The sequence below is a fragment of the Hydrogenophaga pseudoflava genome, assembly GCF_004353865.1.
GTDB lineage: Bacteria > Pseudomonadota > Gammaproteobacteria > Burkholderiales > Burkholderiaceae_C > Hydrogenophaga > Hydrogenophaga pseudoflava.
Genome location: NZ_CP037867.1, coordinates 2,868,345 through 2,894,108 on the forward strand (window position 1 = coordinate 2,868,345; position 25,764 = coordinate 2,894,108).

Here is a 25,764-nt window from a genome sequence, read left to right on the forward strand (position 1 = left end):
CGAGCACGGTGAGCAATACGGCAACGACCCCACATGCCCAGGCGGCCACATGCCAACGCTGAAGCTTGGCCTTGTGTCCCTTCAGGAACAGCGTCCGCATGTGTAGTCTCGCGATATCTTGTTGAACATTTGCGATCAATTATGCAGAAGCCCTGTATGGTTTTCTCGTGCGGGTAACTCGTATCGAATGATCAAGGCGCTTGCAAAAAAGTATCTGACGCGCCTCGTGCTGCTCAGCCTGGCGCTTCTGCACCGCTCTCTGCGGTCAATGTACGAATGCAGCACGAAATTGATGTGAATCCAGCGAACCGAGAGGAACGTTCCGACGGCACAGTGGTGGTGTTGCTTCTACCAGAGGTGCGCCATGCAACAGCTTCAAACCAACCTGCAGCCTGATCATCGAGATCAGTCCTCACTTGTCTTTCTGCGCATGCGGTCGGTCATGAAGATCACGGGGCTTGGGCGGTCAACCATCTATAGGCTGATCGCAAGCAAACAGTTCCCCTGCCCGGTACGTCTGACCTCACATGCTGTCGCTTGGCGGAGTACCGACATCGAAGCGTGGAGCGAAACCCGCCCGGTAGCGGCTCACTGATTGCACCGCCGAGTGGGGTATGCCATGGGTCTGATCCACGATCCGAACACAACTCTGTGGAAGCCTGGTGACCTGGTCATCCACGATGCGGACGCCAAGCGCGTGGACATGCTCATGATCGTGCTGGGGGACGATGCCTCAGGTTTCTTTCGAACGCGATACGCATTCCCTTGGGCACAGCCCAGACCGTGGCGCAGGAAGATCTGGCGCAATACGGTTGAGTGGCTACACGATCCAGCGCGTTTTGGGATCACCGTCCCACGCCTGACGCAACCCTCAAGCGCTCATGTCCAGGACGGCTCCCAACATCACCAGACCGAGAACCATCCCACCCCATCGCCAGGTAGTGAATCGGTACCGGTGGTTCAGCCAGATGGCGCGACGAAGTCGGGCAATTGACAACACGAAAGCCGCCGCCATCAACACCGGGCCGACGACACCGAGCGACATGCGAGACAGATAAAGCAAAGAAACGCCGACCAGCGGCCATGCCACCGCGTCCAAAACAGCAAGACTTTTCCTGCCCGCCCATTGGGGAGCATCTTGCCTCGGTTCACGAGCCACCAGAAGCCACATGGAATACCTCCTTTTTTAGTCTCTTCAAGAATGCCACATCCCATCCATCGGTTCATTTCGCATGGCAACCATGTGTAATTTGTGTTTTACAGCCATCTGCCTCACCGCCTTGAATCGGCCAAAACCCGATACTGCTCGTAACTTATCGGAAGCGTTTGACACCTAAAAACCATCGACATATTTCCCGATTACCCCACTAAATGGTGAAGGTTGGCAACCGCGTCAGCCAGACATCGGGAGATACCCATGCTGGATCGTGATCAGTTGGAAACTTTTGCCGTTGTGATTGAGCAGCAGAGCTTTGAAAAAGCGGCGTCTGCATTGAGTATCACAAGGGGCGCCGTCTCTCAGCGAATCAAGGCGTTGGAAGAATCGCTGTCCACAGTCCTGGTGCTTCGAGACCGACCGGTATCACCCACGCCGGCAGGAGAAGTCCTGCTTCGATACGTGAAGGCGCTGAGAATCATGGAAGGGTCTGCCTTGCAGGAACTGGCGCCCCAGCCCAAACTCCATGCGCCCGTTCCGCTTTCCATTGCGGTGAATGCGGATTCATTGGCTACTTGGTTTCCAGAGGTCTTGAAGGAACTCCTGTTGAGCCAATTGGTTGCACTGGAAGTGATTGCAGACGATCAGGACCACACATCTCAGTTGCTGTCTCGCGGTGAAGTCATTGGGTGCATATCGACCAGTGCCAAAGCGGCCGATGGTTTCGTGGCCGAATGCCTCGGCGCCATGGAGTACCGCTGCTACGCAACGCCTGATTTCGCAGTAAGTGCATTTCCAGACGGATTGACTGTTCCATCAGTTCTGGCCACACCCGCCGTCCTTTTCAATCGAAAAGACTCCCTGCATGACGACTTCCTGAAAAGCCGTTTCGGATTTCCGATAGACCGGTACGCGAAACACTTTTTGCCGTCACCAGTTGCCCTGCTGGAAGGCGTGGCGATGGGTGCAGGCTATGGCCTGATACCGAGCACCCAGGCACAACCGGTGGTCGACAGCGGACGGCTCGTGGACTTGTGCCCAAACCACCGGGTCATGGTCGATCTGTACTGGCACCACTGGGAACTCGAACCGCCGTTGGCTCACGACGTCACTGCGCTGATCGTCAAGGTGGCTCAACGTGAACTGGTTTCGCGAGCAGTCGAAGAGCCAGTGCTGGTGGTCGCTGGGTCGGACGACTCAGCGAGAGGACCTCGTCATGCGAGTCCGGCGGTGGCCAGCAACAAAACCAAAGCCGACTGCAACACCCATTGATGCCGCAAGTCCAGCCACCAGCGAACTGGCGTCAGCCTGTGTAGACAGCAGGCCTAGCCAACTGGCCGCGTAGACACCGCCAGACGCGATGAGCCCCGCGACCATGGTTGCCCTGGCACGCTGAGGGGTCAGGTTGATGTCTGCCAGCAAGGCAGAAAAGCAGACGCCGACGCTGGCCAAGTAGACGATGTTGACCGACACCATGGTCTCCACGATGCCCTGATCGCGCGCGGCAAGCATGGCCCCAATAACGAGCGCCGAAGCTGAGGCAAGCCTTCGCCGCCCTATTCCTGGCAGAGTCGTGCTAATCGCTGAAGCCATCGCTCGCAAAATCGCCGCTCCGGAACCCAACGCAGCAAGTGACAGTGCGACCAACATGGCAGCCCCCAGACTCCCCGAAAGATGGCCGGCTGAGCGAGACAGCAACCACGGAATGACTTGCTTGCCATCTGGCATGTCCACCAGCACGCCGGTTGTCTGCATCGCCACCACAACAGCCGTTGGCAAGAATCCAATCAGGATCAGCGCCAACCCAGCCGTGGCGCATCCGACCACGGCGCATTGGGCTGTTCGACCAGACATCACGAATTGGTGGTAGTCGGCCCCAGTGACGACAAGGAGGCAAACGGCGAGGGACATGGTGCCCATTTGGGTCGGACTGAAGGTATCCAGGTCCTCCACGAACCTAGGCACTGCCTGCCAATAGAGTGCCAGTCCATCTGCAGCAACGAGGGTGTACACCAGAACCACCCCGCTCAACAGAAGGCAGCCGGCGAAAACACCCGAAGCAATGCGAAGGCTCATTTGCGCTGCGGCGTAGATCAGAACCAGCACGATGATCAGTCCATACGGATCGGGTGCTCCCAGCAAGCGAGCGACAGCCACACCGCCATGAATCTGCGCGGCGAGCACACCCGCCATCCATACAAGGGACAAAGCCGCCACCAAGCCACGCTGTTGCGAGCCGTAGGCACGCCCAAACAGGTCCCACACCGACAAACCAGACTGCCACAGAGGTTTTGCCACCACCGCGAGAGCCAGCATGCCCAACCCTGTGGCGAAGCCGTAGATGCTTCCGGCCATCCCGTGTGTCAGGGCCAGTTCTCCGGAGCCGAACAAGAAGCCGATGCCGTAGCTGGCCGACACCAATAGCGCCGCGATCTGGACGCTGCTCAGGACGCGATCCATCACGTCGCCGCCTTGCTCTGCCACTCGGTCGTCACCGCCGTTTGCGTGGTGAAGTAGGCACGACAGATGTGTGATCGATCCTCGAACAAAGGCAACTGACACAGCAGTGTGTGAGCTTCCGGAAGTCGGTAGTACGGAACTGCTGGCAACAGATGGTGGGTGAGGTGGTAGCCGTTGTTGCGCGGATGAATGATCCAGCGCCAGGGTCCGTGACAGACCATGTCACGGGTGAAGCCAAACACCCCTCCCGGTAGCAGTCCGAAGTGATCGCACATCTCGCGAAATGTGGTGATGCAATGAAACAGCGTTGCCCGCGAGATCAACCACAGCGATACAAAAGCCAAAGCAAAATCGCCGCCACCCAACAGGGCCAGCACACCGACGAGGCTCGCCCACCATCCCATGATGAAGGCTTTGCTCCTCAAGCTGACCTTCTGGTCGAACAGATGGCCGCCCAGTGACCCGAGCCAATTGGTCCACGAAAGCAGGCACTTTATGTAGCTGACCATCCACGAAGATGGCAGATGATCCTGACCCGGAATCAGGTCGGGATCGCCTTGCGTGCGGCCCAACTCCAGGTGGTGTTGGAAATGCGTCTCCCGGTATCGGGATAGGCTTGCGAACAGCAACGGCGCCACCAGCCCACGGGCTACAAAATCGTTCCGATCTTTGTCTCGAAAAATGTTTCGGTGACCCGCGTCGTGCAGGATGTTGCCCAGTGCCCGTTGCCGATTGGCGAGTACTAGCACGGACAAGGGAGCGAGCATCACATCGAGCCACACGACGGCGGCAACAGCTCCCACCATGAGCGTCCAGTCGAACGCAATATCGAGCAACACGCGTGCGGGACGCAGCTTGAACAACTCGCTGTATGGACTGCCCTGTTCCCTCAGCTGGCTGCGAAGATCGGCCATGTCCGCGAGGACTTCGGAAGTCGGTGCCATTTGGACACTCCTTCTCACTGTGCTTTGCCGTGTGGCGCCCGGCGGCAAAAGCAGTTGATGGCGGGAGTCTGTTCCGGGCTGCGCCAGACGGTAGCAGCAGATCCCGCTTGAACGTCGTGGTTTAGGAACTTTGGCCTCGTGTCAATTCAGCTAAACAGACCGCTTTCAGCGGTCCACCTGCGCACTTGTGCACGCGCCAGATGAACGCCTGCCGCCCATAATCAGCGCCGAAAGCCAACACCATTGCCCTGACAGGAGGACATCGGATGAGCGGAGAAAAAGACCAAGTTCGGCTGCAGCAGATGATGGCCCCTGACCTTAGGCCAGAGACCTACGTCTACTGCACCTTCCAGGACCATTGCCTTCCTGTTGACCTCTCCCCCATCTGTACGTTCAGAGAGTCAGAAGGACTGACGGCCATCGTGGAGCGCTCTCAAGCCGTTCAAGCCAAAGTACCCTACATCTTCGAGGCCAAACTCATCACGCTCACCGTGCACTCTTCGCTGGAGGCCATCGGCTTCCTGGCCATGATCTCCTCTGCATTGGCCAAAGCGGGCATCCCCTGCAACGCGGTCGCAGCCTTCCACCACGATCACCTGTTCATCCCGGTGAATCGGGCCGACGATGCGTTTTCGTTGCTGGAGGCTTTGAGCCAAAGCAGCGCGCCAGCAGTGATTTGAGGAACCGCGTGCATCGGGTCGTCGTCGTTTAGCGCGACTGACCTAGCTGCAGATTTGGTCGCCCTGACCGGATTTCCTTTGACATCGCACGACGCGTTTGTCTACCCTCCCCTCTATCCAATCAGTTGAGACTTGAAGAGTGGGTCACTCGGTGCCAGCACCGCGTGGCCTGTCGGTCAACCCGACCTGTAGGAGTGGGGATGAGCAACTTTCAGACTCCCGTGGTGATGCAGTCAGCACGCTCCGTGTTGACCCAATCCTCGGTCAAACGACGCATAGACCCTATCGACGCGCCTGCTCGCCCTTTGGGCTCAAAGCGTTCGGCGCTTGTCGTCAAACGCGCTGACTCGGCTGCGTTGTCTGCAGGTCACAAAACTGGACTTGCTGCGGCGGGCGACTCGTTGCTAGTCTCAGCCGATGGCGCTGTAACCTTCCTGCTGCGCGCCACCAACTTCGGTCTGCTGATGGAGCGCACCCAACGTCAAGGTGCGGGTACGCGGCTGGTACAGACGATGGTGTTTCGTGACGTGAAGAGCTTCGACTTGTGGTGCGCGGTTGAGCCACTGCGGTTTGGAGATGGCCTGCTGTTCAGCAAGCTGGTGCGCGAAGGCCATGCAGCATTTACTGCCAGGTGCTGAATCCAACAGGCACGCTGCGCACGGGTGCGACAGCATGGACGATGTGCGTGTTTTGCAGCTGCTGCCCCTGATCGCAGACGTCAGCTCTTCTGGGAAAGTGCTATCGCTCTTTCACGAGGTTGTTGCCGGTCTGGGTGCTGACGCGGGCGTCTTCCTGAGTTGCCTCCGGGATGATGCAACCCGAACCTCCTTTCGGTCGATGTGGGCGTGCGACCCGGCATGGGCGGCTGAATACGCGTCTCACCAATGGTTCGAATACGACCCCTGGTTGCGGTATGCATCGAGCAACGCGGAGCCCATCCGCGCCAGCGACTTGGCCTGCTCATCGAACGAAGAAATCGACTTCACCCGCACAGCGGCACAGCATGGTTTCACCTCTGCTCTGATTGCGCCTGCTCCCAGCCCGGTTGGCCTCTCCCGGGTGGGCGTCCTGTGCCTGGGATCAGCCGACCCCAGTAGGTTTGACGGCGAAAATTTCCCTAAGTTGCGTGTGCTGGCACGCGCGCTCGCCATGGAGTTGCATCACTGGATCGCGCAATCCATGCGCGAAGAGCTGCTTCAAGGGGTGCGCCTCACAGACGCCGACCTGCAACTCCTACGCCATGAGGCCGCCGGTCACAGCAGCAAGCTCATCGGCGCGGCCATGAATCTGGAAGCCAAAACCATCGACTGCCGGTTCCAGCGGCTCAATGCCAAGTTGGGGGCGCCTGATCGGCGCACTGCGGTGCGTATCGCGCGCCTCTATGGACTCCTGTAGTGCAGCGCATGTCCTTGGTCATCGCACTTCGCGCGTGGACCGACGTCCTTTGCAACAAAGTACGGCGCATACAGTGCCCTGAGCAGGGGTTGAATGATGCTTAAAGGGCAGCTCAGACGGCTCCATCGAAAAACAGGCGCCAGCGCCCTTGCTCCCGTGCCCAGTATTGGCGACGGTCGGCGCTGCGTGACGGCTTCGTGCTCACCACGGTGTAGTTGACGATGGTCACCTCGGCCCCTCGCTTCCAGCGAAAGACGGAAACCTGACGCCAATCGGCCTGCGGATCGAGTTCCCCGCTGGCGCCCAGGGGCTCGGCATCAAGGGACGCCTTGCGCAGCGGGTTGTCAACGCGCGCATTGAAGTCCGCCGTTTGCAGGGCCAACAAAGTGCGAGCATCGCCGCGGGCACGTGCCTCTTGCCACTTGGTGAGCAGAGTTTCGAAACTGCGCCGTTCGGCCGCCTGGTCGGCGGGTCGAACCCAGTTCACCTCGTTCGCAATGACAACAGGTGTGCGCCGGGTTTGCAGCACCTCCATGAGGTAAGCCATGTCGTCGTTGGCCAAGGCGACACAACCTTCTGTGGCGTAGGGGCTGCGGGCGTAAGAGACGCGAGGGACGCCATGCAACCAGATGCCGCTGCCCGTTCGGCCCATGCGACGGTCGTGCTCGTTCGGATAGTTCAGAGGCAGCGCGCCGATTCCGTACAGCTCTTCCACCTGCTGGTCGTCCAGCCTGCTGGTGATGTGGTAGATGCCCAACGGCGTGCGCAGATCACCTTCCACCTCTTTGTCAAAACCCGCCCGACCAATGGACGCATAGAAACTGCGAACCAGCTGCAGGCCGCTGGACTTCTGCTCGAACACGTAGACCCGTGAATGGCTGGCGTCTACGACGACCACATGCCGAACGTTGCGGGCGAGCTCCAGCACCTGCTCCGGCACGGTGCCGGGCGGTGGCATCTCTCTGAGCGAACCCAGGCGCCGGGTGGCCTCGGCGCGCAGTTTTTGCAGTTGCTCCCGAACGGCCGGAGGGCCATCCTTCACCGTGGCGAAGCTGGGCAGCGTTCCACTCTGGGCCATCAGAAGGTCCCCGTAGACGAGTTGTCCCAACTGGAAACCCGGCACGTCACGCACCAGCGCCGCGGCCAATGGCAGGGCATGCCGGTCCCCGGCCGCGATGGCGCGGTAGACCGCGATGAGGCGCGCTTCCGGCGACGAACTCAATGAGCCGGCCAGAACAGCGCCATCGTTCAAGCTGCTTCTGGTGGTCTGGCCGCTGGCCTGTCCGAATGGCAAAACCAGAGACGCACCTGCGAGCGCAGCTCGGGAGAGCAACTTTCGTCGGGTGGTGACCCGATCAGGTGGTACTGACATGGAGTCGTTCTGTCCAAAGGTCATTGCGCGTCGGCCAGGGCAACGGAAGCGGCCATGTCGAGCTGTTCCCGCATGGCCTTGGCCTCCTGCTTGAAGCCGGGCAACTGGGCAACCGCAACGGTCGAGACCGACGAATCGCTGGCGATCCGCGACGGGTTGGTCTGCACTCCCTTGACGAGGTATTCAAAGTGCAGATTCGGGCCCGTCGCCGTTCCGGTGGAGCCGACTGTGCCAATGGTCTGACCTTGCTGCACGCGTTGGCCCATCCGGACATCGATGCGGCCCAGATGCGCATAGGCGGTGGCGGCCTTATCGGGGTGTTGGATCACGACGTAATTGCCGTACCCACCCTTGCGACCCGCAAAGCTCACCACGCCGTCGGCCACGGTTCGAATCGGGGTTCCGGCCGGAGCGCCGTAGTCCGTTCCTTTGTGCGCTCTCTGACCCCCGAACACCGGGTGGATACGAGGCCCGTAGGAGCTGGTGACCCTGGAAAACGCCAGGGGTGAGGCCAGGTATGCACGACGCTGACTCGCCCCATCGAGGCTGACGAACTCGCCGGTCTGACCTGCCGCCTGGAACCACATGGCCTGGTGCGTGTCTTTGCCGTTCTGAATCTCGGCACCCAGCAACTGGCCTGTGAACAGGATTTCACCATCCAGCTCGAATACCTCATACACGAGGCTGACACGCGCACCGCGCTTCAAGTCGCGCTGGAAATCGATGTCCCCGGAAAAGGCCTCGACCGTCTGCGCGGCGACGGCATCCGGAATGCCGGCCTGGTCGGTGGCGGCATAGAACGAGGAGCGGATGGTGAGCGAACCGAACTGCTCTAGGCGCCGTGGCGTCGGCTGTTCAATCCGAGATTGGTAGCCACCTTCTTGTTGCTCCACCACCAGCCGGCTGATGCGCTGGCTGTTCGTGTCCACCCAGCGCACAGACAGGGTCTTCAGGCGCCCTGCCGACGCTCGGGTGACGGTGGCCAGCTTGCCGGACGCACCGGTCAACAGCATGCGCGATGTGGCGTCGTGCGCGAGAAAGGTCTGTGCCTCGCGGTCATCGACACCCAGCCTTTTGAGCAGGGCCTGAAGGGAGTCGTCGCGGCGGGTGAGCTGCGATTGATGGATCAGAAACTCGGGGTTCGATGTCGTCGGCTCAGACACCACCAGTGGCGCATTCATGGTCTCCATCACTTGCCGGACGGGCCACTGCGCCGCGTCGGGCAAAGCCGGGGAGACACCAAAAGCCACGACGCCTGTGCCCAGCATCAAGGTGCCCAAGACCGCCAGCACGGACCGCCGGTGGTGTTGGATCAGTACTGTCAAACGGAGCATGTTGGCTGGGTGCATGTCAGGTCACTCGATGGCTTGACCACGGCTTCAAACGCCTCAGGCCGCGGACAAAAGGATCTGGATGTCCGATGCGATCGTGGCGGCATCGGTTCCGTAGGCGGAAAACAGGCGGACCCGGGCTTCGGAGTCGAAGATGTACTTCCCTGCCGAGTGGTCCATGGTGTAGGAGGTCGGGGTCGAGCCCGAGACCTTCTTGTAGTAAATCTTGAAGCCCGCCGCGACGTCTTTGAGTTCGTCTGGCTCGGGCCGCAGCGCGATGAAGCTCGGGTCGAAGTTCGCCATGTACTCCTTGAGCAGCGCCTGCGTGTCCCGCTCGGGGTCCACCGTAATGAAAAGCACCTGCAGTCGATCACCCTGGGCACCCAGCAAGCGATTGACCTCTGCCATGGTGGTCATCGAGGTGGGGCAGACGTCCGGACACTGTGTGAATCCGAAGAAAACGACCGTGATCTTGCCCTTGAAGTCCGCCAGCGTTCTCAAGTTGCCGAGGTGATCCTTGAGCCGGAAATCCTGGGCAAAGGTGGCGCCGGTCACATCGGTGCTTTTAAACGGCGTAACCTCGGGTGAGCAGGCCATCAGCACAGGCATGCCGACTGCACTGGCCAGGGCGACCCGGACAAAGCGCCGACGGCCCATGGACGGGTGGCCAGGTGTGGATGAAAAACGCGGGTCCATATCACTTCCTGGCTTTAGCCACTTCTTCGGCCACGAGTGACAGCAGTTGCTGGTCACCGAAGGACGGCAGACCGCGACCATTGACAAAGAACGTGGGCGTCTTGGTCACTTCCAGTGCGGTCAGGTCTTCGATGTCTTGTTTCAGCACCGCTGCGATGTCCGAGCCTTGGGCGTCGGCCTGTGCTTTGGCAATGTCCAGACCGGCTTCCTGCGCCGCCCGGAACGCCAGCTCGATGTTGGGTTTACCGTGGTCCGCCCACTGCGGCTGGGTGGCCAGAATCATCTCCAGCACGGGTTGGTACTTGTTCTGGCGTTTGGCGGCTTCGAGCAGTTTGACCACCTGATCGGAGCCGGCATGGAACGGGGCATAGCGGATCACCAGGCGCACATCGTTCGGGTATTGCTTGAGGATGTCCTTGACGATGGGATAGAACGCCCGGCAGGTCTCGCACGCAGGGTCAAAGAATTCGACGATGGTGACCGGCGCATTGCTGGGACCAAAGACCGGTGAATGGAAGCGGACCAGCCGGTTGTCCGTCTGAATGGCGGGTTCGCTGCCGGACTGCTGGACCACCTGGCTGACCTTCTCGGCCTGCGAGTTCTGCACCCGCTTCTGGTAAGCGTTCATGCCGAGGAAGAAGAACACCAGGACGATGGCGACCAGGGCGGCAACAGTAATTTTTTTGGAGTTCATCGGGAGGACTTTCTGAGGTAAACGATGAGAAGGAATGCCAGCGCCATGAACGCGGCCAGCGACAGCCAGGGGATCTGGACGCCGTTGAGGATGTCGAGCTTTTGGTCCGCGCAGGACACACCGGCGCTGCAAGGCACCCAGGCCTTGGGAATCAGGCCGGCGACCAGCAGGGTGTGGTACCCGGCCATGGCCACCCCGCCCAGTGCCAGGGCGAGGCCGTAGACGGCGCCCCGACGGTCATCGGTGAAGCAGGCGATCCCGAGGATGATGGCGAGGGGGAACATAAAGATGCGCTGGTACCAGCACAGGACGCAGGGCGTCATGCCCATAACCTCGCCCAGAAACAGCGCGCCCGAGGTGGCGGCCGTGGCCACCAGCCAGGCCATCAGCAGCCAGGTCCAGGGGCGGTTCATGACGCGCCTTTCGAAGAGGCCACGGCAGGACGCAGGGACATCAGGATCCAGGCGCCCGCCGCCAGCACGATGAACACATCGGCCAGGTTGAAGGCCGGCCAATGCAGACCGCGCCAGTGCAGGTCAAGGAAGTCGGTAACCGCGCCGCTGGCGATGCGATCAATCAGGTTGCCGCTGCCGCCGGCCACCAGCAGCGCACCCGCCACGCGTTCGAGCGGCTCCACCTGGCGAGCCAGACAGACGAATGTGATGGGAACGACCACTGCGAAGCCGATGGCGATGAAAAACACCCGCTGCCAGCCGCCCGCTTCAGCCAAAAGGGAAAACGCGGCACCGGTGTTGAGCACATGGACCAGGTTGAACCAGGTCGTGACCTCGATGGCCGTGCCCAGCGCGATGGTGCTGGCGAACCAGGCTTTGCTTAGCTGATCCAGCGCCAGAAGAAGGACCACGGCCGTGAGCCAGGCCAGACGGGGACGGCCCCGCCAGGGAGATACAGACATGAAAAGACCCTGAAAGAACGGACATCACCAGCCGCAAGGGCTGGCACGCTTTACAGGGATCGGATAGGGGCGGCAATGGGCGCCGCCAAAGAAACCGAACCCTGGTCAGGCCAGGGTGGGCCACTGCGGCCGTTCGGGCCGCTCGACGAACAGGCCCTCGGTCCAGGAACGCGACTTCGCTTGCGTCCGGGTACGGGTGTCGCTCATGGAAAAGGGCACGCTGGCCAGCAGGGCCAGGGCGCCAGCGTGGCAGCTTCCGCAGTGCGGGTGCTGAGCATGGGACTCACCGGCGTGGTCGGCGGCGTCAACCTGCGACGAGACACCGGCCGCGCTGGCGTGCAGGGGCGCACAGGGTTCGTGCGCACAAGGCGCGCCCGTGGCTGCGCCGGCCCACTGCAGGGGCAGGCAGAACATCAGCAACAGGGCAAACAGGCAGGCACGCATCAAGGGTGGATTGTAGGGTGAAGACAGCAATAGAGATCGGTTGACCCGGACAGCCCGCAGGTTGTTCAGAGAGTCGGCGGTCGCTGATGTGCGCGAATGGTGGCCAGCAATTCCGGAGCGACCTGCATGGGCCGAAACGCCCCCACGTGCGAACGCCCGGTGTTGCCCAGAGGTAGCCGGCCCAGCAGGTGCCCAAGCGGCACCAGCAGCAGCCGCAACAGCTGACCATTCACCTCGGTCAGGTTTCGCGTCCGCCAGGCCAGCGCGAGCATGAGCCCATGCGTTCGTGCATGCGACACCAGCCGCGTCTGCCCGAGCACATGCAGGGCTTCGAGCAGATGCCAGGCCTGGGCTGGGTCACTGCGGTCGATCCGGCGGTACGCCCGGTGCAGCCGCTCGAAGGTGCCCGGGTCGAACGCCACCGTCGCAGTGGGTTCAGTGGGCGTGGTGTTCATATTCGTGTCTGCGGTTCCCATGGCGACGTGGGCCATGGCGGTCGCCAAACGGATTGTCGAAAATGCCCATGTTGGTTCCTTTCAGCGGCGCAGCAAGCGCAGTCCATTGCCAACAACCAGCAGACTGGCACCCACATCAGCGAAAACGGCCATCCACATGGTGCCAAGCCCCATGAGGGTGAGCACAAGAAACACGGCTTTGATGCCCAACGCCAGCGTGATGTTCTGCACCAGCACCGTATGGGTGGTTTTGGACAGTCGGATAAAGGTGGCGATCTTTCGCAGATCGTCGTCCATCAAGGCAACGTCGGCTGTCTCGATGGCCGTGTCAGAGCCCATGGCGCCCATCGCGAACCCAATGTCTGAGCGGGCCAGCGCAGGAGCGTCGTTGATGCCGTCGCCGACCATGCCGACCACCCCTTCGCGGCCAAGACTTTCGATCACGCGCAGCTTGTCTTCGGGCAACTGGTTGCCATGCGCCTGGTCTATGCCCACTTGTCGGGCGATCGCCTCGGCGGTGTGCGCGTTGTCGCCGGTCAACATCACGGTCCGTACACCCAGGCGATGCAGTTGATCAATAGCGGCCCGACTGCTTTCCTTCACGGTATCGGCCACAGCGAACAGGGCCATCACCCGCTCCCTCTGTTCGTCGACCAGCATGACCACTGTCTTGCCTTGCCGTTCCATCGTATCGAGCCGATTTTCCAGGTCCGGGGTGCACAAGCCCAGTTCGTGGACCAGTCTGTGATTGCCCAAGCGGTAAACCGTGCCACCGATCACACCCTTCACACCGCGACCGGGCAAGGCTTCAAAGTTGTCCACAGCCTCTCGTTCGACACCCTGGGCATTCGCCGAAGCCGCCACGGCTTGGGAAACCGGGTGATCCGAGCGCCCCGCAAGGCTGGCAGCCAGTTGCAGACACCGCGCCTCGTCCAAGTCGTCAAGCCGCGCAAAATCGGTCTGTACTGGTTTGCCGTGGGTAATCGTGCCGGTCTTGTCCAGGGCCAGCCACCGCAGCTTGCGCCCTTCTTCCAGATACACCCCTCCCTTGATCAGCACACCTTGCCGGGCTGCGGCAGCCAGACCACTGACGATGGTCACAGGTGTCGAGATCACGAGGGCACAGGGGCAGGCGATGACAAGCAGCACCAGTGCCTTGTAGATCCAGTCCTGCCAGGCTCCGCCCATCAACAGCGGGGGCAGCACCGCCACGGCCAAGGCGATGGCAAACACCACGGGCGTGTAGATGCGGGCAAACTGGTCGACAAACCGCTGTGTGGGCGCCCGGGCGCCCTGCGCCTCTTCGACCGCGTGAATGATGCGCGCCAGCGTGCTGTTGCCTGCTGCGGCCGTGACGCGGTACTCGAACGAGCCGGATTCATTGATGGTGCCGGCAAACACAGCGTCGCCAACGGCCTTGTCAACAGGCAGGCTTTCGCCCGTGATGGGCGCCTGGTTGACCGTAGAACGTCCGCTGATGATGCTGCCATCCAGCGCGATGCGTTCACCCGGTCGCACCCGCACCAAACTGCCCACCGCCACAGACTGGGCCTCGACAGACTGCCAGCTTCCGTCGTTCTGCTGCACCGTCGCCTGCTCCGGCGTCAGACGCATCAGTCCTTCGATGGCGTTGCGGGCCCGGTCAAGGGACTTTGCCTCGATGAGCTCAGCGATCGTGAACAGCACCATCACCATGGCCGCCTCAGGCCATTGACCCAGCGCCAACGCACCTGTGACAGCGATACTCATCAGCGCATTGATGTTGAGATTGCCATTGCGAATGGCCACCCAGCCCTTCTTGTAAGTGGTTAGACCTGACCCCAATACGGCCACAAGGGCCAACGCAGCCACAAGGGTGTCAGGAAGTCCGACCCAGTCCGCAGCTTCTGAGGCGATGGCTGCGGCGCCCGCCAGCGCCAGCGGCCACCAGGGCTTTCGGGTTTGGCGGGCAGGAGTACGTGCGGCACCTGCTTCAACCAGCTCGGGCTGAAACCCCAGCGAGCGCACCGCTTCCAGTACCGGGTCCAGCGCGCCGGGTGCGTGCACCACAGTCAGAACCCGCTGCACAAGGTTGAAGTCCATTTGCCGAACCTCGGTCATCGGGTCGAGCTTTTTGCGGATCAGCGCTTCTTCGGTCGGACAGTCCATCTGCAGGATGCGGATGGCCGTGCGCACGCCGTCGGAGGTGAGCTGGGGAGCACGGAGTGCTTCGAGGGAGATTGGAGCGGGCGCACAGCAAGCAGCAGCCCCGTCCTGTTCCTGGGCGTGTTGATGATCACGAACTTGAGATGGCTCATGGCGATGCTCCGCGTTCCCGCACTTGCGAGTCGATGGGGTGTGGTCGGGTTCAGAAGAGGGGGCCGACATGGAAACTCCTACAGGATCAGAATAGGGGTATTGAAAACCCTGGAGCGACTCCAGAGTCAAGCCCTGAGTCCCACCCACCGGAGAAACCCCATGCGCATCAAGGAACTGGCCGAAGCCACAGGTGTGGACGTGGACACCATCCGCTACTACGAAAAACAAGGCCTCCTGCCGGAACCGGCCCGGCAGGACAACGGCTACCGCGACTACGCGAGCACCCATCTGGAACGTCTGGCCTTCATCCGCCACTGCCGCGCACTGGAGATGCCGCTGGCCGACATCCGCCGGCTGCTGGGCGCGCTGGACGCACCGGGCGAGCCGCACCCGGATGTGGACCGGCTGGTGCAGGAGCAGATCGACAAGGTACGAGCGCGGCTCAAGAGCATGCGCGCACTGGAAAAGCAGCTGTTGCTGCTCAAGGCCAGCTGCGGCCGTTGTGACGACGAAGGGTCAGACTGCGGCATCCTCAAGGAACTGGTGGCTGCAGCGCACGGCGAGGCCTGTGCGTGCCATGCTCATCTTGCGCATTGACCGGTCATGAAGACCTTTTTTCTCTACATCGCCACCGCATTGGCCGAGATCGTTGGCTGCTATCTGCCCTGGCTATGGCTTCGCCATGGCGGTTCCGCATGGTTGCTGCTGCCGGCAGCGGCCAGTCTCGCACTGTTCGCTTGGTTGTTGACTTTGCATGATGCGGCCTCGGGCCGCGTGTATGCGGCCTACGGCGGGGTGTACATCGGTGCAGCCATCGCGTGGTTGTGGGCAGTCGATGGTGTCCGACCTTCAGTGTGGGATGCGACCGGTGCGGCGGTGGCCTTGTTGGGCATGGGGATCATTGCGTTCCAGCCGCGCTGACCAGTTCAGCAGCCACATCAATCGCCAGGGGCGGCAGGTTCGCAGTCAAATAGCAGTCAAAACTGTCACCGGAAGGCAAGCCTGCGGTCACCCGCGCGTCACTACATTGGACCTGTACACGGTACCTCGTTGCATCACCCGATCAACGTGAAACTTTCAGGAGAAACCATGATTCGCAAATTCAACATCGTCGTCCTTTCGCTCGCCGCAACCCTCCCGGCTTTCGCCATGGATGCAGCTCAATCCGAGGCCAAGCAGACAGTCCCACTGGTCAATGGTGAGACCCTGTACGTCTTCAAGGACGGGAACATGGCCAAAGCCAACCAATTTGGACGCACTGCATATCTCGCCAAGGGAGAGGTCGTTCAATCGGTGGATGGTCAGAAGATCAGCACGGTGGGCAACGAAGTCGCTCGCCTTGATATCTTGGCGCGCAAGGGTCACCACAACTGATCGCGACTTCTGCGCAGAAACAGCCACCCTGTCTTGGGGTGGCTTTTCTATTTGCGACGGAACATCACTGTGGCAACAGCCAACATGACCAGATAGTTGACCACCATGAACCAAGGTGTGTTCCAGGCGATTCCATCGAACCCCCAATAGGTCACCGGATAAAGAACCGGTGATGGGTAGAAATCAGCCGAGTGGGTGAAGACATCGATCAGGATGTGAGTCCACCAGCCCAGCAAAGGTAGCCAGAGGCGCCTCAGCCACACCCAGCAGGCAGCAGTGACCACACCGGCCACCAAGGCGCTGTGCATCACACAATGCAGGTGATGGGTCAGCTCCGAGAGGACGGGAGACATCGGGGGTTCGTAGCCCGGCAGGGCAATGGCATAGGCCTGCAGGACGAACCAACCATCGGAAGTGACCAGTGCCAGGTATCCCAGAGGCAGCAACTGGATCAGGTCAGGCACCACCGCCATACCGACCGCCAGGGCGGCGGTGCGACGGTCCAGGCGCCGATTTCGATGCATCCACACAGCACCAAGGCCTACCCACACCCCGTGCGCAACAATGTCCATGGTCAGACCTCTCTATAGGGTGTTCCTCGTTGGAGCCGAGCCGACCTGAGGCGAAGCGCATTGCCTATCACCGACACCGAGCTCAGGCTCATGGCCAGCGCAGCAATCAAGGGCGACAGCAGCCAACCCGTCAACGGGTACAGCACACCGGCGGCCACCGGGATGCCCAGGGCGTTGTACAAAAAGGCAAACACCAGGTTCTGCTTCATGTTGCCGACGGTCGCTTCTGACAGCGCCCGCGCGATTGCAATCCCGCGCAGATCGCCCTTGACCAGCGTCACCTGCGCGCTGTTCATCGCCACGTCGGTCCCGGTCCCCATGGCCACGCCCACATCGGCCTTGGCCAGTGCGGGCGCATCGTTGATGCCGTCACCGGCCATGGCCACCACGCGGCCTTCCTTTTGCAAGCGCTCGACCAACAGCAGCTTGTCGGCCGGTTTGACCTCGCCATGCACCTCGTCGATGCCCAGGCGGGCGGCCACAGCCTGGGCCGTGGTCAGGCCGTCACCGGTCGCCATCACGATACGCAGCCCCGATGCCTTGAGGGTCGCCAAGGCCTCCGGCGTGCTGGCCTTGACCGGATCGGACACCGCCAGCAGGCCCATCAACTGGCCATCCATCGCCAGGTACATCACACTGGCACCTTCTGCACGCAAGGCCTCTGCCTGCGGCACCAGCGCCGAGACCGAGACACCGATCTGCTCCATCAGCGCGGTGTTGCCCAGCGCCAACTGGTGCCCAGCCACCTGGCCACGCACGCCGATACCTGAACCGGATTCGAAGTTCTCGGGCTTGTCCAGCGCCATGCCACGTTCGCGCGCGGCGCGCACGATGGTTTCGGCCAGCGGGTGTTCGCTGCCCTGGTCCAGGCTGGCGGCCAGGCGCAGCACCTCGTCGGCATCAAAACCGGGCGCGGGAATGGCGCGCTCGAAACTCGGACGGCCCTCGGTCAATGTGCCGGTTTTGTCGATGATGAGGGTGTCGATCTTGCGCATGTTCTCGATCGCCGCGGCGTCCCGGAATAACACGCCGTGCGTGGCGCCCCGACCGGTCGCGACCATGATGGACATGGGTGTGGCCAGACCCAGGGCGCAGGGACAGGCAATGATCAGCACCGACACCGCGTTGATCAGGCCGAACACCCAGCGCGGCTCGGGGCCGAACAGGCCCCAACCGAAGAAAGTCAGCAAAGCAATGCCCACCACCGTGACGACGAAGTAGCCCGCCACCACATCGGCCATGCGCTGCATCGGCGCCCGGGAACGCTGTGCCTGAGCCACCATCTGCACGATCTGCGACAACATGGTGGCCGCGCCCACACGCTCACTGCGCATCACAAGCGCGCCGCTGGTATTGAGCGTGGCACCAACCACCTTGTCGCCCACCTGTTTTGCCACTGGCATCGGCTCGCCCGTGAGCATGGATTCATCGACCGAACTGCCGCCTTCCGTCACCTCGCCGTCCACCGGGACCTTTTCGCCGGGCCGCACGCGCAGCACGTCACCTACGTGCACATGGGTCAGCGGCACGTCCTCTTCGGTGCCGTCGGCGCGGATGCGGCGGGCCGTCTTGGGCGCCAACCCCAACAGCGACTTGATGGCCGCCGAGGTCTGCGACCGGGCCTTGAGTTCGAGCACCTGGCCCAACAGCGTGAGCGAAATGATCACGGCGGCAGCCTCGAAGTACACGGCGACGCGGCCCATGGAGATGAACGAGTCCGGGAACACCTGTGGCGTGACCGTCGCGACCACGCTGTAGGCAAATGCGGCTCCCGTGCCCAGCCCGATCAAGGTCCACATGTTGGGACTGTGGTTCATCACCGATTGCCAGCCACGCGAGAAGAACGGCCAGCCGGCCCACAGCACAATGGGAATGGACAAGACCAGCTCGACCCAGCTCTGCACGGACATGTCCATCCACTGGAGGCGGTGGCCAAACATGGCGAGCACAAAGACCCCGGCGGTCAGCGGCAGCGTCCACCAGAAGCGGCGCTGGAAATCGCGCAATTCGGGGTTGTTGTCGTTATCAAGTTCCGGCAGCAAGGGCTCCAGCGTCATGCCGCACTTGGGGCAATTGCCCGGATGGTCCTGGCGAATCTCCGGGTGCATCGGGCAGGTGTAGACCGTGTCGGCGGCCGCTGGCGCTGAAACTGCAGTCGCCGTGGACACAAGGTACTGCAGCGGGTTGGCTGCGAACTTGCCCTGGCACTTGGCACTGCAGAAGTAGTAGGGCCGCCCCTCGCGCTTCAGCGTGTGCGCCGACTGCGCCGTGACCTTCATGCCGCACACCGGGTCCTTGAGATCGGTGGGCGAGTCGGGCACGGTCGGCGGGGTGCCGCTTCTGTGGTGTTGGTGTGTGGTGATATTCATGGGCCTATTGCTTGTCGTCCTGGGTGCGACCGGGTGGATGCGGGTGCCGACCATGTCCTCCATGACCGTGTCCATGCATCAGGTGCATCAGCGGACAGGCCAGCAACAGCAGGTAGGGCCAGTAGCCCAGGACATGGCCCCAGTGCTCGCGCAGCATGTAAAACCCTGCGATCAATGCAGCCGTCGCCAGCGCCATGCCGGCTGGGCGCCGCCAGAAGGAATGCACATGGGGTTCGTTGTCATCGTGGTTCATGGTGTCTGGTGCTCCGTTGGCTAGGCTTTGACCGCGTACCGCATCATCATTCCCGCCTCGGCGTGTTCAAGCGTGTGACAGTGAAAGACGTAGTCCTGATCGCCTTGGTGCGGATGCGAAAAGTCGATGGCGATCCGCACGGATTCACCCGGCCACACCTGCAGGGTGTCGACCACGCCCTGGTCCTGAGGCAGCAGGCCGCGTGCACCGGCCAGGGAGCGAACCGGCGCTGGACTGCCCAGACGTTCGAGCACCCGGAACGAGAAACCGTGCAGGTGCATGGGGTGCGGCATGCTGCGTTCGGCGTTCTCGATCCGCCAGGTTTCACGCGCGCCCCGCTGGACAGTCAATGGGACAGCGGTATGGTCGTACACCCCACCGTTGATCGTCCAGTGGCCCTTGCCATCGTGGCCCAGTTGAATGCGCCGCGCCGCGCCCGCCGGTTCAACCGGAGCGGAGAGGCTAGACAGGCGCGCAGGCAGACGGCGGTCGTATGGTGTGCTGGACGGCGCCAGGTCGATACGCATCAGCGCCCGTGCATCGCCTTCCATGGCCATCGCTGCGAGCGCGGCTGCGCCCTGTGTCGCACCATGCTGGCTGTGGTCCATCGTGGCCATGTCGTGTCCCCCCTCCTGGTGCATCGGGTCGAAGGGCAAGGACGCCAGGGTCACCGGGCGGGTGGGGTTGGCTTCTCGAAAATCCACCAGCACATCAAGCCGCTGGCCCGGGGAAAGGAAGGTCTGATCGATGCGCAAGGGCTGCGCAAGCAGGCCGCCATCCGTGCCCGCCAGGTAGAAGCCGAGCGCTTTGCCGTCCTGCAGGAACGCGAGCCGGTAGCTGCGCGCGTTGCTGCCGTTGAGGATGCGAAAACGAACGATGCGACGCCCGGCCTTCAGGCGTGGGCGTTCGGTCAGGTTGACCATCAGCCGGTTGCCCACCCAGCCACCGAAGGACTGGGCGGCGCTGGGCGCGTACTGGAGGCGCCCTTGTGCGTCGAACTCCTTGTCCTGCAGCACCAGCGGGATTTCGGATTCACCCAACGCCAGCGCCAGCTCCTTGCGCAGGGCGGCTTCGTCGTCGTCCTCGACGAACAGCAGGCTGGCCAGGCCGTGATAGGCCTGCTGAGGGATGTATCCGTGGGCGTGGGGGTGGTACCAGTACATCGACGACCGGTCCTGCAAGGCGAACGCGTAGTCCATGCTCTGACCCGGCGCCACGACGTTGAGGCCATTGCCGTCGTTGCGAGAATCGACACTCAGGCCATGCCAGTGAATGACCGTCGGTTGATCAATGTGATTGATCAGCTTCACCCGCATCTCGTCGCCACGGCGGGCCAGAAGCGCCGGGTTGAGGAACTTCTTGCCACGCGATTCCACGGCGTAGGCTAGGATAGGTGTGCGCTGACCCGGCAGCACCTCGATCTCGCTGCGGACCACATGGACTTCCTTGAAGTCTGTTGCGGGTAGAACACCAAAAAGACCGCTGCTTCCCGGAAGTCGCAAGGGGTTGGAGAAGCCCGCCGCCTGTGTTTCAAGGCGAAGGATCTCGTCGGAAGACAGGCCTGACTGGGCAACTGTGGCCGCCCAGATGCCTGGGCAGGCTGTCGCGGCACCCAGAGCACCCGCGCCGCTCAGAAACTGCCGCCGGGAATACATCGACATCACACAATCTCCTGAACTGGATATGAAAACTGGTACAGCGTCAGAACGTCGCCGTGGTCACTGGGCACCGGTACTGGACGGCGACTGCGGCATGCGCTGCATCATCATTTCCATCATGTTCTGCATCATGTCCATGCGCATCTCCATCATTTGATGCCGCTGGGTCATGTCCGGTGTAACGGCGCCGGGAGCCCCCATTCCCTGCATTCCAGACATGCCACCCATGGACTTCACGCCTTTCATCATGTCCATGCCTTCTTGCATCGCCTGCATGTGTTCTGCCATCAGAGACTGGCGTTCGGCCGGCGTTTTGGCCGCCGCCATCTTGGCGCGCAGCGCCTGCATGGTGGTCATGTGCTGCTGCATGTGTTCCTGCATCTGCGGCATCGACGACATGCCCATGGGCATACCGGCCTGAGGTGTAGCCTGCCGGGTCGTGCCGTTGGCTGCCGGGGTGGATGGGTGGTGCTGGGTGTGGTCTGCTGCTTGCTGTGCTGCGGTGGAGAACGCCGCACCAGCGACAGCCACGGCCAGAAGGGTTCGGATCAAGGTGGACATATCGATTTCCTTTCGTGACGGAGCGCATGGCGAGATGCCATGGAGTCACTGTAGGAATCGACCCAGGTCGCCAAGATGACCCGGACATGACAAAAAAGTCAGGTTCAGCGTGGCGACTGCTGCTGGGCCTGTAGATTGATGTCGTTGTGGTGGCGCCGGGTCTCTGGTGACCACTGCGACTTGATCCAGGACAGAACCGCCACGATGTCGGCTTCGCTGAGCGAATCGCCAAAGGCGGGCATGTTGGTGGCGTAGTCGGGCATTCCAACGGCCTTCGCTACCCCTTCCTTGGTGATGCGAATCAACACATCGTCCGAGTGGTGCCAGGTGTGGCCGCTCCCGTCGTGGGGAGGCGCCGGCAAGCGACCATCGGCACCCCGTTCTCGCCAGTTGGCCTGCCCCTCCAGCGTCACGCCATGGCAACTGGCGCACCGGGCCTGGTAGATCAGCGCACCCTGCTTGAGCATCACGGCGTCATCCGGGCGAAGCAGCCCGATGGGATCTGACCGGAAGAAGTCCGCAGATGGCCCCCAGAAAAAAGCTGCGGCAATCCCTGGGGATCTGACCGGAAGAAGTCCGCAGATGGCCCCCAGAAAAAAGCTGCGGCAATCCCTGCCAGAGCAAGAACAGCCGCAGCCAAACGGAGACGCTGAAAACGCAGGATCACTTCACTGGCTGGATGTCCGTCACCGTCATCTGCCCGTTCTCGTTCGTGACCATGAACTGGATCTTGGCACCGACGCTGGTCTTGTCCAGCAAGGCCTTGTCCTTGGCCACGAAGACCATGGTCATGCCAGGCATTTCCATGTGCTTGATTTCACCGTGCTTGATGGTGATCTTGCCGGCGTCCTTGTCGATCTTGCGGACTTCACCATCGGTCATGCTGGGCATGCCCGCCATGCCCATTTTGCTGTGGTCCATGTTCATTTGAGCGAACACGGGGTTGGCTGCAATGGCCGTGAAGGCCAGTGCGGTTGCGCTCAGAACCAGTCGCAGTTTCATCGTGAATCCTTGTGTCGTTGGGTGGAGGTTGTGATGATCGGATAGCCGCTTACTTGGCTGCCACCTTGACCTGGCCCTTCATGCCGGCCTCGTAGTGGCCCACATGCAAGCAGGCGAAGTTCACCACACCGGGCTTGGTGAAGCGCCAGATCACTTCACCCTGTTTGCCAGGCTTGAGCGAGATCTTGTTGGCTTCTTCGTGCTCCATGGTCGGGAACTTCTTCATGACCTCGTAGTGCTCCTTGAGCTCCTTTTCCGTGCCGAGGCTGAACTCGTGCGGCACCTTGCCGGAATTCTTGATGACAAAACGGATGGTCTCGCCCTTCTTCACCGACACGTTCGACGGCGTGAACCGCATGCTGTCGGCCGCGTCCACCTCGATCGTGCGCGTGACGTTGGCTGCGACACCCGGTTCGCCGATGGGCGATTCATCGTGCCCACCGCCATGGGTGCCACCAGCGAAAGCAGCCGATGCGGCCAATGCTGCAGCAGCGAAAACAAAGCCAGCGCGGGAAGCGAAGTTGAACTTGACGGATTTCATGGTTGTCCTTGGGGTTTTGGTTGGGGAAACGGTTGAGGAAAAACAGTGGTGAGACGGGCAATGGGCCATTTCAGTGGGACATGCCTTTGACGGTGGGTTTGATCGCCGTGGCGGCGGCCGGTGTCGTGTCAGCGCTGGCCGCAGGGCGTGGTGTCGGGGGAAGTGCGCCGTTCCATTCGTAGGCCACGGTTCCCTCGGGGAACTGGTACGGCCCCGGGTCCTTGTAATCGCCCGGTTTCTGGTCCTTGCGCACCTTGAAGACCGTGAACATGCCGCCCATTTCCAGCGGCCCGAACTGGCCGGTGCCGGTCATCATGGGAGCCGTGTTGTCAGGAATGGACATCTGCATCTCACCCATGTCGGCCATGCCGCGCTCGCCCATCAGCATGTAATCGGGTGCGACCTTCTGGATCTTCTTGACCAGACCGCGGTGGTCCACGCCGATCATGGTGGGCACAGCGTGCCCCATGGCGTTCATGGTGTGGTGGCTCTTGTGGCAGTGCATGGCCCAGTCGCCCTCCTCGTCGGCAATCAGCTCGATCTGGCGCATCTGGCCCACGGCCACATCGGTGGTGACCTCGTACCAGCGCGTGCTGGGTGGGGTCGGTCCACCGTCCGTACCCGTGACCAGAAACTCGTGCCCATGCAGGTGGATCGGGTGGTTGGTCATGGTGAGGTTGCCCACCCGGATGCGCACCCGGTCGTTCAGGCGCACGTTCAGGGTGTCGATGGCCGGAAACACCCGGCTGTTCCAGCACCAGATGTTGAAGTCCGTCATGGTGTTGACCTTGGGTGTCTTGCTGCCAGGCTCAATGTCAAACGCATTGAGCAGGAAGCAGAAGTCCCGGTCCACCTCACTGATGTGAGGATGCTTGGTTTTGGGGTGGGTCACCCACATGCCCATCATGCCCATGGCCATCTGCACCATCTCGTCCGCATGCGGGTGGTACATGAAGGTGCCGGGTCGCCGCGCCTCAAATTCATACACAAAGGTCTTGCCCACGGGAATCGCGCGTTGGTTCAGACCCCCGACGCCGTCCATGCCACTGGGCAGACGCTGACCGTGCCAGTGGATGGTGGTGTGCTCGGGCAGCTTGTTGGTCACAAAGATGCGGACGCGGTCGCCTTCGACCACTTCGATGGTGGGTCCCGGGCTCTGGCCGTTGTAACCCCACATGTTGACCTTGAAGCCTGGCGAAACCTCACGCACCACCGGCTCAGCCACCAGGTGGAATTCCTTGACGCCATCGTTCATGCGCCATGGCAGCGTCCAGCCGTTGAGGGTCACCACTGGGTTGTAGGGCCGACCGGTGGTCGGAATCAAGGGCGGCGCGGTTTCTACCGACGTCTGGATGACGGGCTCCGGCAAACCTGCCAGGGCGGAGCGGGCAACGGCCAGGCCTGCCACGGAAGCGGCTGCGCCTGCGAAAAACTGGCGTCTGGAATTGGTGTTGGTCATGTGTTGTGTCCTTTCAATGCGCTGCTGCAGCCGGGGCATCGCCACCGGCGCCCCCCAGGCTCACAAAACTGTCGGGCTCTCCGCCTTGCAATACCCACTGCAGATCGGCTTCAGCGATCCAGAAGTCGCGCTGAGCGCCGATGGCGTCCACGGTGGCCTGGGACTGGTTGCGCACCTCGTCCAGCAGGTCCCATACGCTCTTGAGCATGCCGTTGTAGTGCAGCACCGTCTCTTCGGTGATGAACTCACGGGTTTTCAGAATGTCTCCCTGGCTGTCCTGCGCCAACGCATGGGCGGCCCAGTAAACGTTCATGGCCGACTTCGACAGAGCACGGTTGCGCAGGCTTTCTGCATCTGGCAAATGACTGCGAACCGCTTCAGCCCGTTTCTGCAGTTCGGCCGCTGTCATGGGTTGCACCGGGATAGCAGGCAGCTGGTCCGGCAGCGCAAAGCCATCCTGAAGGCCTGTTTGCCCCATCGTCTTGACCAGATTGGCCTGGGCCTGGGCGGCGGCTTGCTGTGCTCGCCGCAGATTCATGCGTGCGTTGGACGCAGCCAGTTGTACGGGAGACAGTTGCAGCTTGCTCCAGTTGCCCACCGTCACCATGCGCTGCCCCAGTTCATAGGCAGCCTGAGCCGCCTCCAGCATGTCACGCTGGTGCTTCAGGACCTGCTGGGCGGCCACAGCGTCAATCCAGGCTTTGCGCCCCGCCGCAGCCACCTCCAGCACCTCGCCGGCATCCTCGACGCGGCGCTGCAGGCTGGGGTCGAGTTCCGTCCAGCGACCTTCTGCGATCAGTTGCTCGTTCTTCGGACCCAAACGAGCCAACGCACGGGCCAGATCGCGGTGCAACGTCCAGGCCATGCGAACCGCAGCCTCTGCGGTGGGGATGGCAACACTCATGGTGCTGCCTGGCGTCGCGGTGACTGCACTGACGTTGGCCTGCTCCCACTTGAGCACGTCGGCATGGCCGCGCTTGAGCGCTCCCACCGCGTCGTTGGCCCGGCGCCAGTCGGCCTCCTGCGTCGGGCTGGCCGTCTGGGCAGCCAGCGCGACTGGCAGGGCCAACAGGCCCGCTGCCAGCAGCTGGCTCGTGGTTCCATAACTGAACAAAGGTTTCACTGCAATCGCTC

Annotated in this window: 30 protein-coding genes; 8 read left to right on the forward strand and 22 right to left on the reverse strand. The window is 61.9% G+C overall.

The window, feature by feature from the left end:
* The first annotated feature begins 430 nt into the window (after positions 1 to 430).
* A complete protein-coding gene (locus HPF_RS13750) occupies positions 431 to 595 on the forward strand; it encodes a helix-turn-helix transcriptional regulator (RefSeq protein WP_264186551.1) in 165 nt (54 codons plus the stop codon).
* A gap of 276 nt (positions 596 to 871) precedes the next feature.
* On the opposite strand, the gene HPF_RS13755 is transcribed toward HPF_RS13750, so the two are convergent.
* Positions 872 to 1,171, reverse strand: coding sequence for a hypothetical protein (locus HPF_RS13755; RefSeq protein WP_133156886.1), 300 nt, complete (start codon positions 1,169 to 1,171; stop codon positions 872 to 874).
* Positions 1,172 to 1,417: 246 nt separating this feature from the next.
* On the opposite strand from HPF_RS13755, the gene HPF_RS13760 reads away from it, so the two are divergent.
* Positions 1,418 to 2,428, forward strand: a complete 1,011-nt coding sequence (locus HPF_RS13760) for an HTH-type transcriptional regulator ArgP (RefSeq protein WP_133156887.1) — start codon at positions 1,418 to 1,420, stop codon at positions 2,426 to 2,428.
* On the opposite strand, the gene HPF_RS13765 is transcribed toward HPF_RS13760, so the two are convergent.
* On the reverse strand, positions 2,354 to 3,616 hold the full coding sequence (locus HPF_RS13765) for an SLC5/6 family protein (protein WP_133156888.1): 1,263 nt from the start codon (positions 3,614 to 3,616) through the stop codon (positions 2,354 to 2,356). The two genes, HPF_RS13760 and HPF_RS13765, sit on opposite strands and share 75 nt — an antisense overlap.
* Positions 3,616 to 4,560, reverse strand: coding sequence for a fatty acid desaturase family protein (locus HPF_RS13770; protein WP_133156889.1), 945 nt, complete (start codon positions 4,558 to 4,560; stop codon positions 3,616 to 3,618). The genes HPF_RS13765 and HPF_RS13770 overlap by 1 nt, the downstream gene beginning before the upstream one ends.
* Positions 4,561 to 4,826: 266 nt before the next feature.
* Here HPF_RS13770 and HPF_RS13775 point away from each other — a divergent pair, with 266 nt between their 5' ends.
* From HPF_RS13775 to HPF_RS13785, 3 genes are all read left to right on the forward strand, one after another.
* Positions 4,827 to 5,240: an ACT domain-containing protein gene (locus HPF_RS13775; protein WP_133156890.1), complete on the forward strand. Its 414-nt coding sequence runs from the start codon at positions 4,827 to 4,829 to the stop codon at positions 5,238 to 5,240.
* Positions 5,241 to 5,440: 200 nt separating this feature from the next.
* Complete coding sequence (locus tag HPF_RS13780; RefSeq protein ID WP_133156891.1) at positions 5,441 to 5,878, forward strand: hypothetical protein; 438 nt, start codon at positions 5,441 to 5,443, stop codon at positions 5,876 to 5,878.
* Positions 5,879 to 5,912: 34 nt separating this feature from the next.
* Positions 5,913 to 6,635, forward strand: coding sequence for a helix-turn-helix transcriptional regulator (locus HPF_RS13785; RefSeq protein WP_165961704.1), 723 nt, complete (start codon positions 5,913 to 5,915; stop codon positions 6,633 to 6,635).
* A gap of 112 nt (positions 6,636 to 6,747) precedes the next feature.
* Here HPF_RS13785 and HPF_RS13790 read toward each other — a convergent pair whose 3' ends face one another.
* The 9 genes from HPF_RS13790 to HPF_RS13830 form a co-directional block, all read right to left on the reverse strand.
* Positions 6,748 to 7,887: a L,D-transpeptidase family protein gene (locus HPF_RS13790; RefSeq protein WP_165961705.1), complete on the reverse strand. Its 1,140-nt coding sequence runs from the start codon at positions 7,885 to 7,887 to the stop codon at positions 6,748 to 6,750.
* A gap of 140 nt (positions 7,888 to 8,027) precedes the next feature.
* Positions 8,028 to 9,341, reverse strand: a complete 1,314-nt coding sequence (locus tag HPF_RS13795) for a M23 family metallopeptidase (RefSeq protein ID WP_207959154.1) — start codon at positions 9,339 to 9,341, stop codon at positions 8,028 to 8,030.
* 54 nt (positions 9,342 to 9,395) lie between these two features.
* A complete protein-coding gene (locus tag HPF_RS13800) occupies positions 9,396 to 10,034 on the reverse strand; it encodes an SCO family protein (RefSeq protein WP_424955176.1) in 639 nt (212 codons plus the stop codon).
* A gap of 1 nt (position 10,035) precedes the next feature.
* A complete protein-coding gene (locus tag HPF_RS13805) occupies positions 10,036 to 10,728 on the reverse strand; it encodes a DsbA family protein (RefSeq protein ID WP_133156895.1) in 693 nt (230 codons plus the stop codon).
* Entirely contained in the window at positions 10,725 to 11,141 is a 417-nt protein-coding gene (locus tag HPF_RS13810) for a disulfide bond formation protein B (protein ID WP_133156896.1), read from the reverse strand. Before HPF_RS13810 ends, HPF_RS13805 begins: the two co-directional genes overlap by 4 nt.
* Positions 11,138 to 11,644: a signal peptidase II gene (gene lspA / locus HPF_RS13815; protein ID WP_133156897.1), complete on the reverse strand. Its 507-nt coding sequence runs from the start codon at positions 11,642 to 11,644 to the stop codon at positions 11,138 to 11,140. Before lspA ends, HPF_RS13810 begins: the two co-directional genes overlap by 4 nt.
* A 105-nt stretch (positions 11,645 to 11,749) precedes the next feature.
* Complete coding sequence (locus HPF_RS13820; RefSeq protein WP_133156898.1) at positions 11,750 to 12,088, reverse strand: hypothetical protein; 339 nt, start codon at positions 12,086 to 12,088, stop codon at positions 11,750 to 11,752.
* A 65-nt stretch (positions 12,089 to 12,153) separates the two neighbouring features.
* Complete coding sequence (locus tag HPF_RS13825) at positions 12,154 to 12,579, reverse strand: DUF3703 domain-containing protein (protein WP_226466632.1); 426 nt, start codon at positions 12,577 to 12,579, stop codon at positions 12,154 to 12,156.
* Between the two features lie 45 nt (positions 12,580 to 12,624).
* Entirely contained in the window at positions 12,625 to 14,910 is a 2,286-nt protein-coding gene (locus HPF_RS13830) for a heavy metal translocating P-type ATPase (protein ID WP_133156899.1), read from the reverse strand.
* Between the two features lie 90 nt (positions 14,911 to 15,000).
* Between HPF_RS13830 and HPF_RS13835 the strand changes: the two genes are divergently transcribed.
* The 3 genes from HPF_RS13835 (at position 15,001) to HPF_RS13845 (ending at position 16,215) form a co-directional block, all read left to right on the forward strand.
* Complete coding sequence (locus HPF_RS13835; RefSeq protein WP_133156900.1) at positions 15,001 to 15,438, forward strand: Cd(II)/Pb(II)-responsive transcriptional regulator; 438 nt, start codon at positions 15,001 to 15,003, stop codon at positions 15,436 to 15,438.
* A gap of 6 nt (positions 15,439 to 15,444) precedes the next feature.
* On the forward strand, positions 15,445 to 15,762 hold the full coding sequence (locus tag HPF_RS13840) for a YnfA family protein (protein WP_133156901.1): 318 nt from the start codon (positions 15,445 to 15,447) through the stop codon (positions 15,760 to 15,762).
* A gap of 168 nt (positions 15,763 to 15,930) precedes the next feature.
* Positions 15,931 to 16,215, forward strand: coding sequence for a CopK family periplasmic copper-binding protein (locus HPF_RS13845; RefSeq protein ID WP_133156902.1), 285 nt, complete (start codon positions 15,931 to 15,933; stop codon positions 16,213 to 16,215).
* 47 nt (positions 16,216 to 16,262) lie between these two features.
* Here the strand turns inward: HPF_RS13845 and HPF_RS13850 are convergent, their stop codons facing one another.
* From HPF_RS13850 to HPF_RS13895, 10 genes are all read right to left on the reverse strand, one after another.
* Positions 16,263 to 16,787 (reverse strand): metal-dependent hydrolase, encoded by a 525-nt coding sequence (locus tag HPF_RS13850; RefSeq protein ID WP_133156903.1) that lies wholly within the window; start codon positions 16,785 to 16,787, stop codon positions 16,263 to 16,265.
* 2 nt (positions 16,788 to 16,789) lie between these two features.
* Positions 16,790 to 19,156 (reverse strand): heavy metal translocating P-type ATPase, encoded by a 2,367-nt coding sequence (locus HPF_RS13855; protein WP_133156904.1) that lies wholly within the window; start codon positions 19,154 to 19,156, stop codon positions 16,790 to 16,792.
* Positions 19,157 to 19,160: 4 nt separating this feature from the next.
* Positions 19,161 to 19,409, reverse strand: a complete 249-nt coding sequence (locus tag HPF_RS13860) for a DUF2933 domain-containing protein (RefSeq protein WP_133156905.1) — start codon at positions 19,407 to 19,409, stop codon at positions 19,161 to 19,163.
* A 20-nt stretch (positions 19,410 to 19,429) separates the two neighbouring features.
* On the reverse strand, positions 19,430 to 21,070 hold the full coding sequence (locus HPF_RS13865) for a multicopper oxidase family protein (protein WP_133156906.1): 1,641 nt from the start codon (positions 21,068 to 21,070) through the stop codon (positions 19,430 to 19,432).
* A 57-nt stretch (positions 21,071 to 21,127) separates the two neighbouring features.
* The gene (locus tag HPF_RS13870) at positions 21,128 to 21,628 is read right to left on the reverse strand and encodes a hypothetical protein (RefSeq protein WP_133156907.1); all 501 of its coding nucleotides are present in this window, start codon (positions 21,626 to 21,628) and stop codon (positions 21,128 to 21,130) included.
* A gap of 104 nt (positions 21,629 to 21,732) precedes the next feature.
* Positions 21,733 to 22,095 carry a c-type cytochrome gene (locus HPF_RS13875; RefSeq protein WP_133158118.1) on the reverse strand — a complete coding sequence of 121 codons (363 nt, stop codon included), beginning with the start codon at positions 22,093 to 22,095 and terminating at the stop codon, positions 21,733 to 21,735.
* Between the two features lie 196 nt (positions 22,096 to 22,291).
* Positions 22,292 to 22,630 (reverse strand): copper-binding protein, encoded by a 339-nt coding sequence (locus HPF_RS13880; protein ID WP_105730804.1) that lies wholly within the window; start codon positions 22,628 to 22,630, stop codon positions 22,292 to 22,294.
* A 49-nt stretch (positions 22,631 to 22,679) separates the two neighbouring features.
* Positions 22,680 to 23,171, reverse strand: a complete 492-nt coding sequence (locus HPF_RS13885; RefSeq protein ID WP_105730805.1) for a cupredoxin domain-containing protein — start codon at positions 23,169 to 23,171, stop codon at positions 22,680 to 22,682.
* 70 nt (positions 23,172 to 23,241) lie between these two features.
* Positions 23,242 to 24,630 (reverse strand): multicopper oxidase family protein, encoded by a 1,389-nt coding sequence (locus HPF_RS13890; protein ID WP_133156908.1) that lies wholly within the window; start codon positions 24,628 to 24,630, stop codon positions 23,242 to 23,244.
* Positions 24,631 to 24,643: 13 nt separating this feature from the next.
* Positions 24,644 to 25,753, reverse strand: a complete 1,110-nt coding sequence (locus HPF_RS13895) for a TolC family protein (protein ID WP_133156909.1) — start codon at positions 25,751 to 25,753, stop codon at positions 24,644 to 24,646.
* Positions 25,754 to 25,764: the final 11 nt, after the last annotated feature.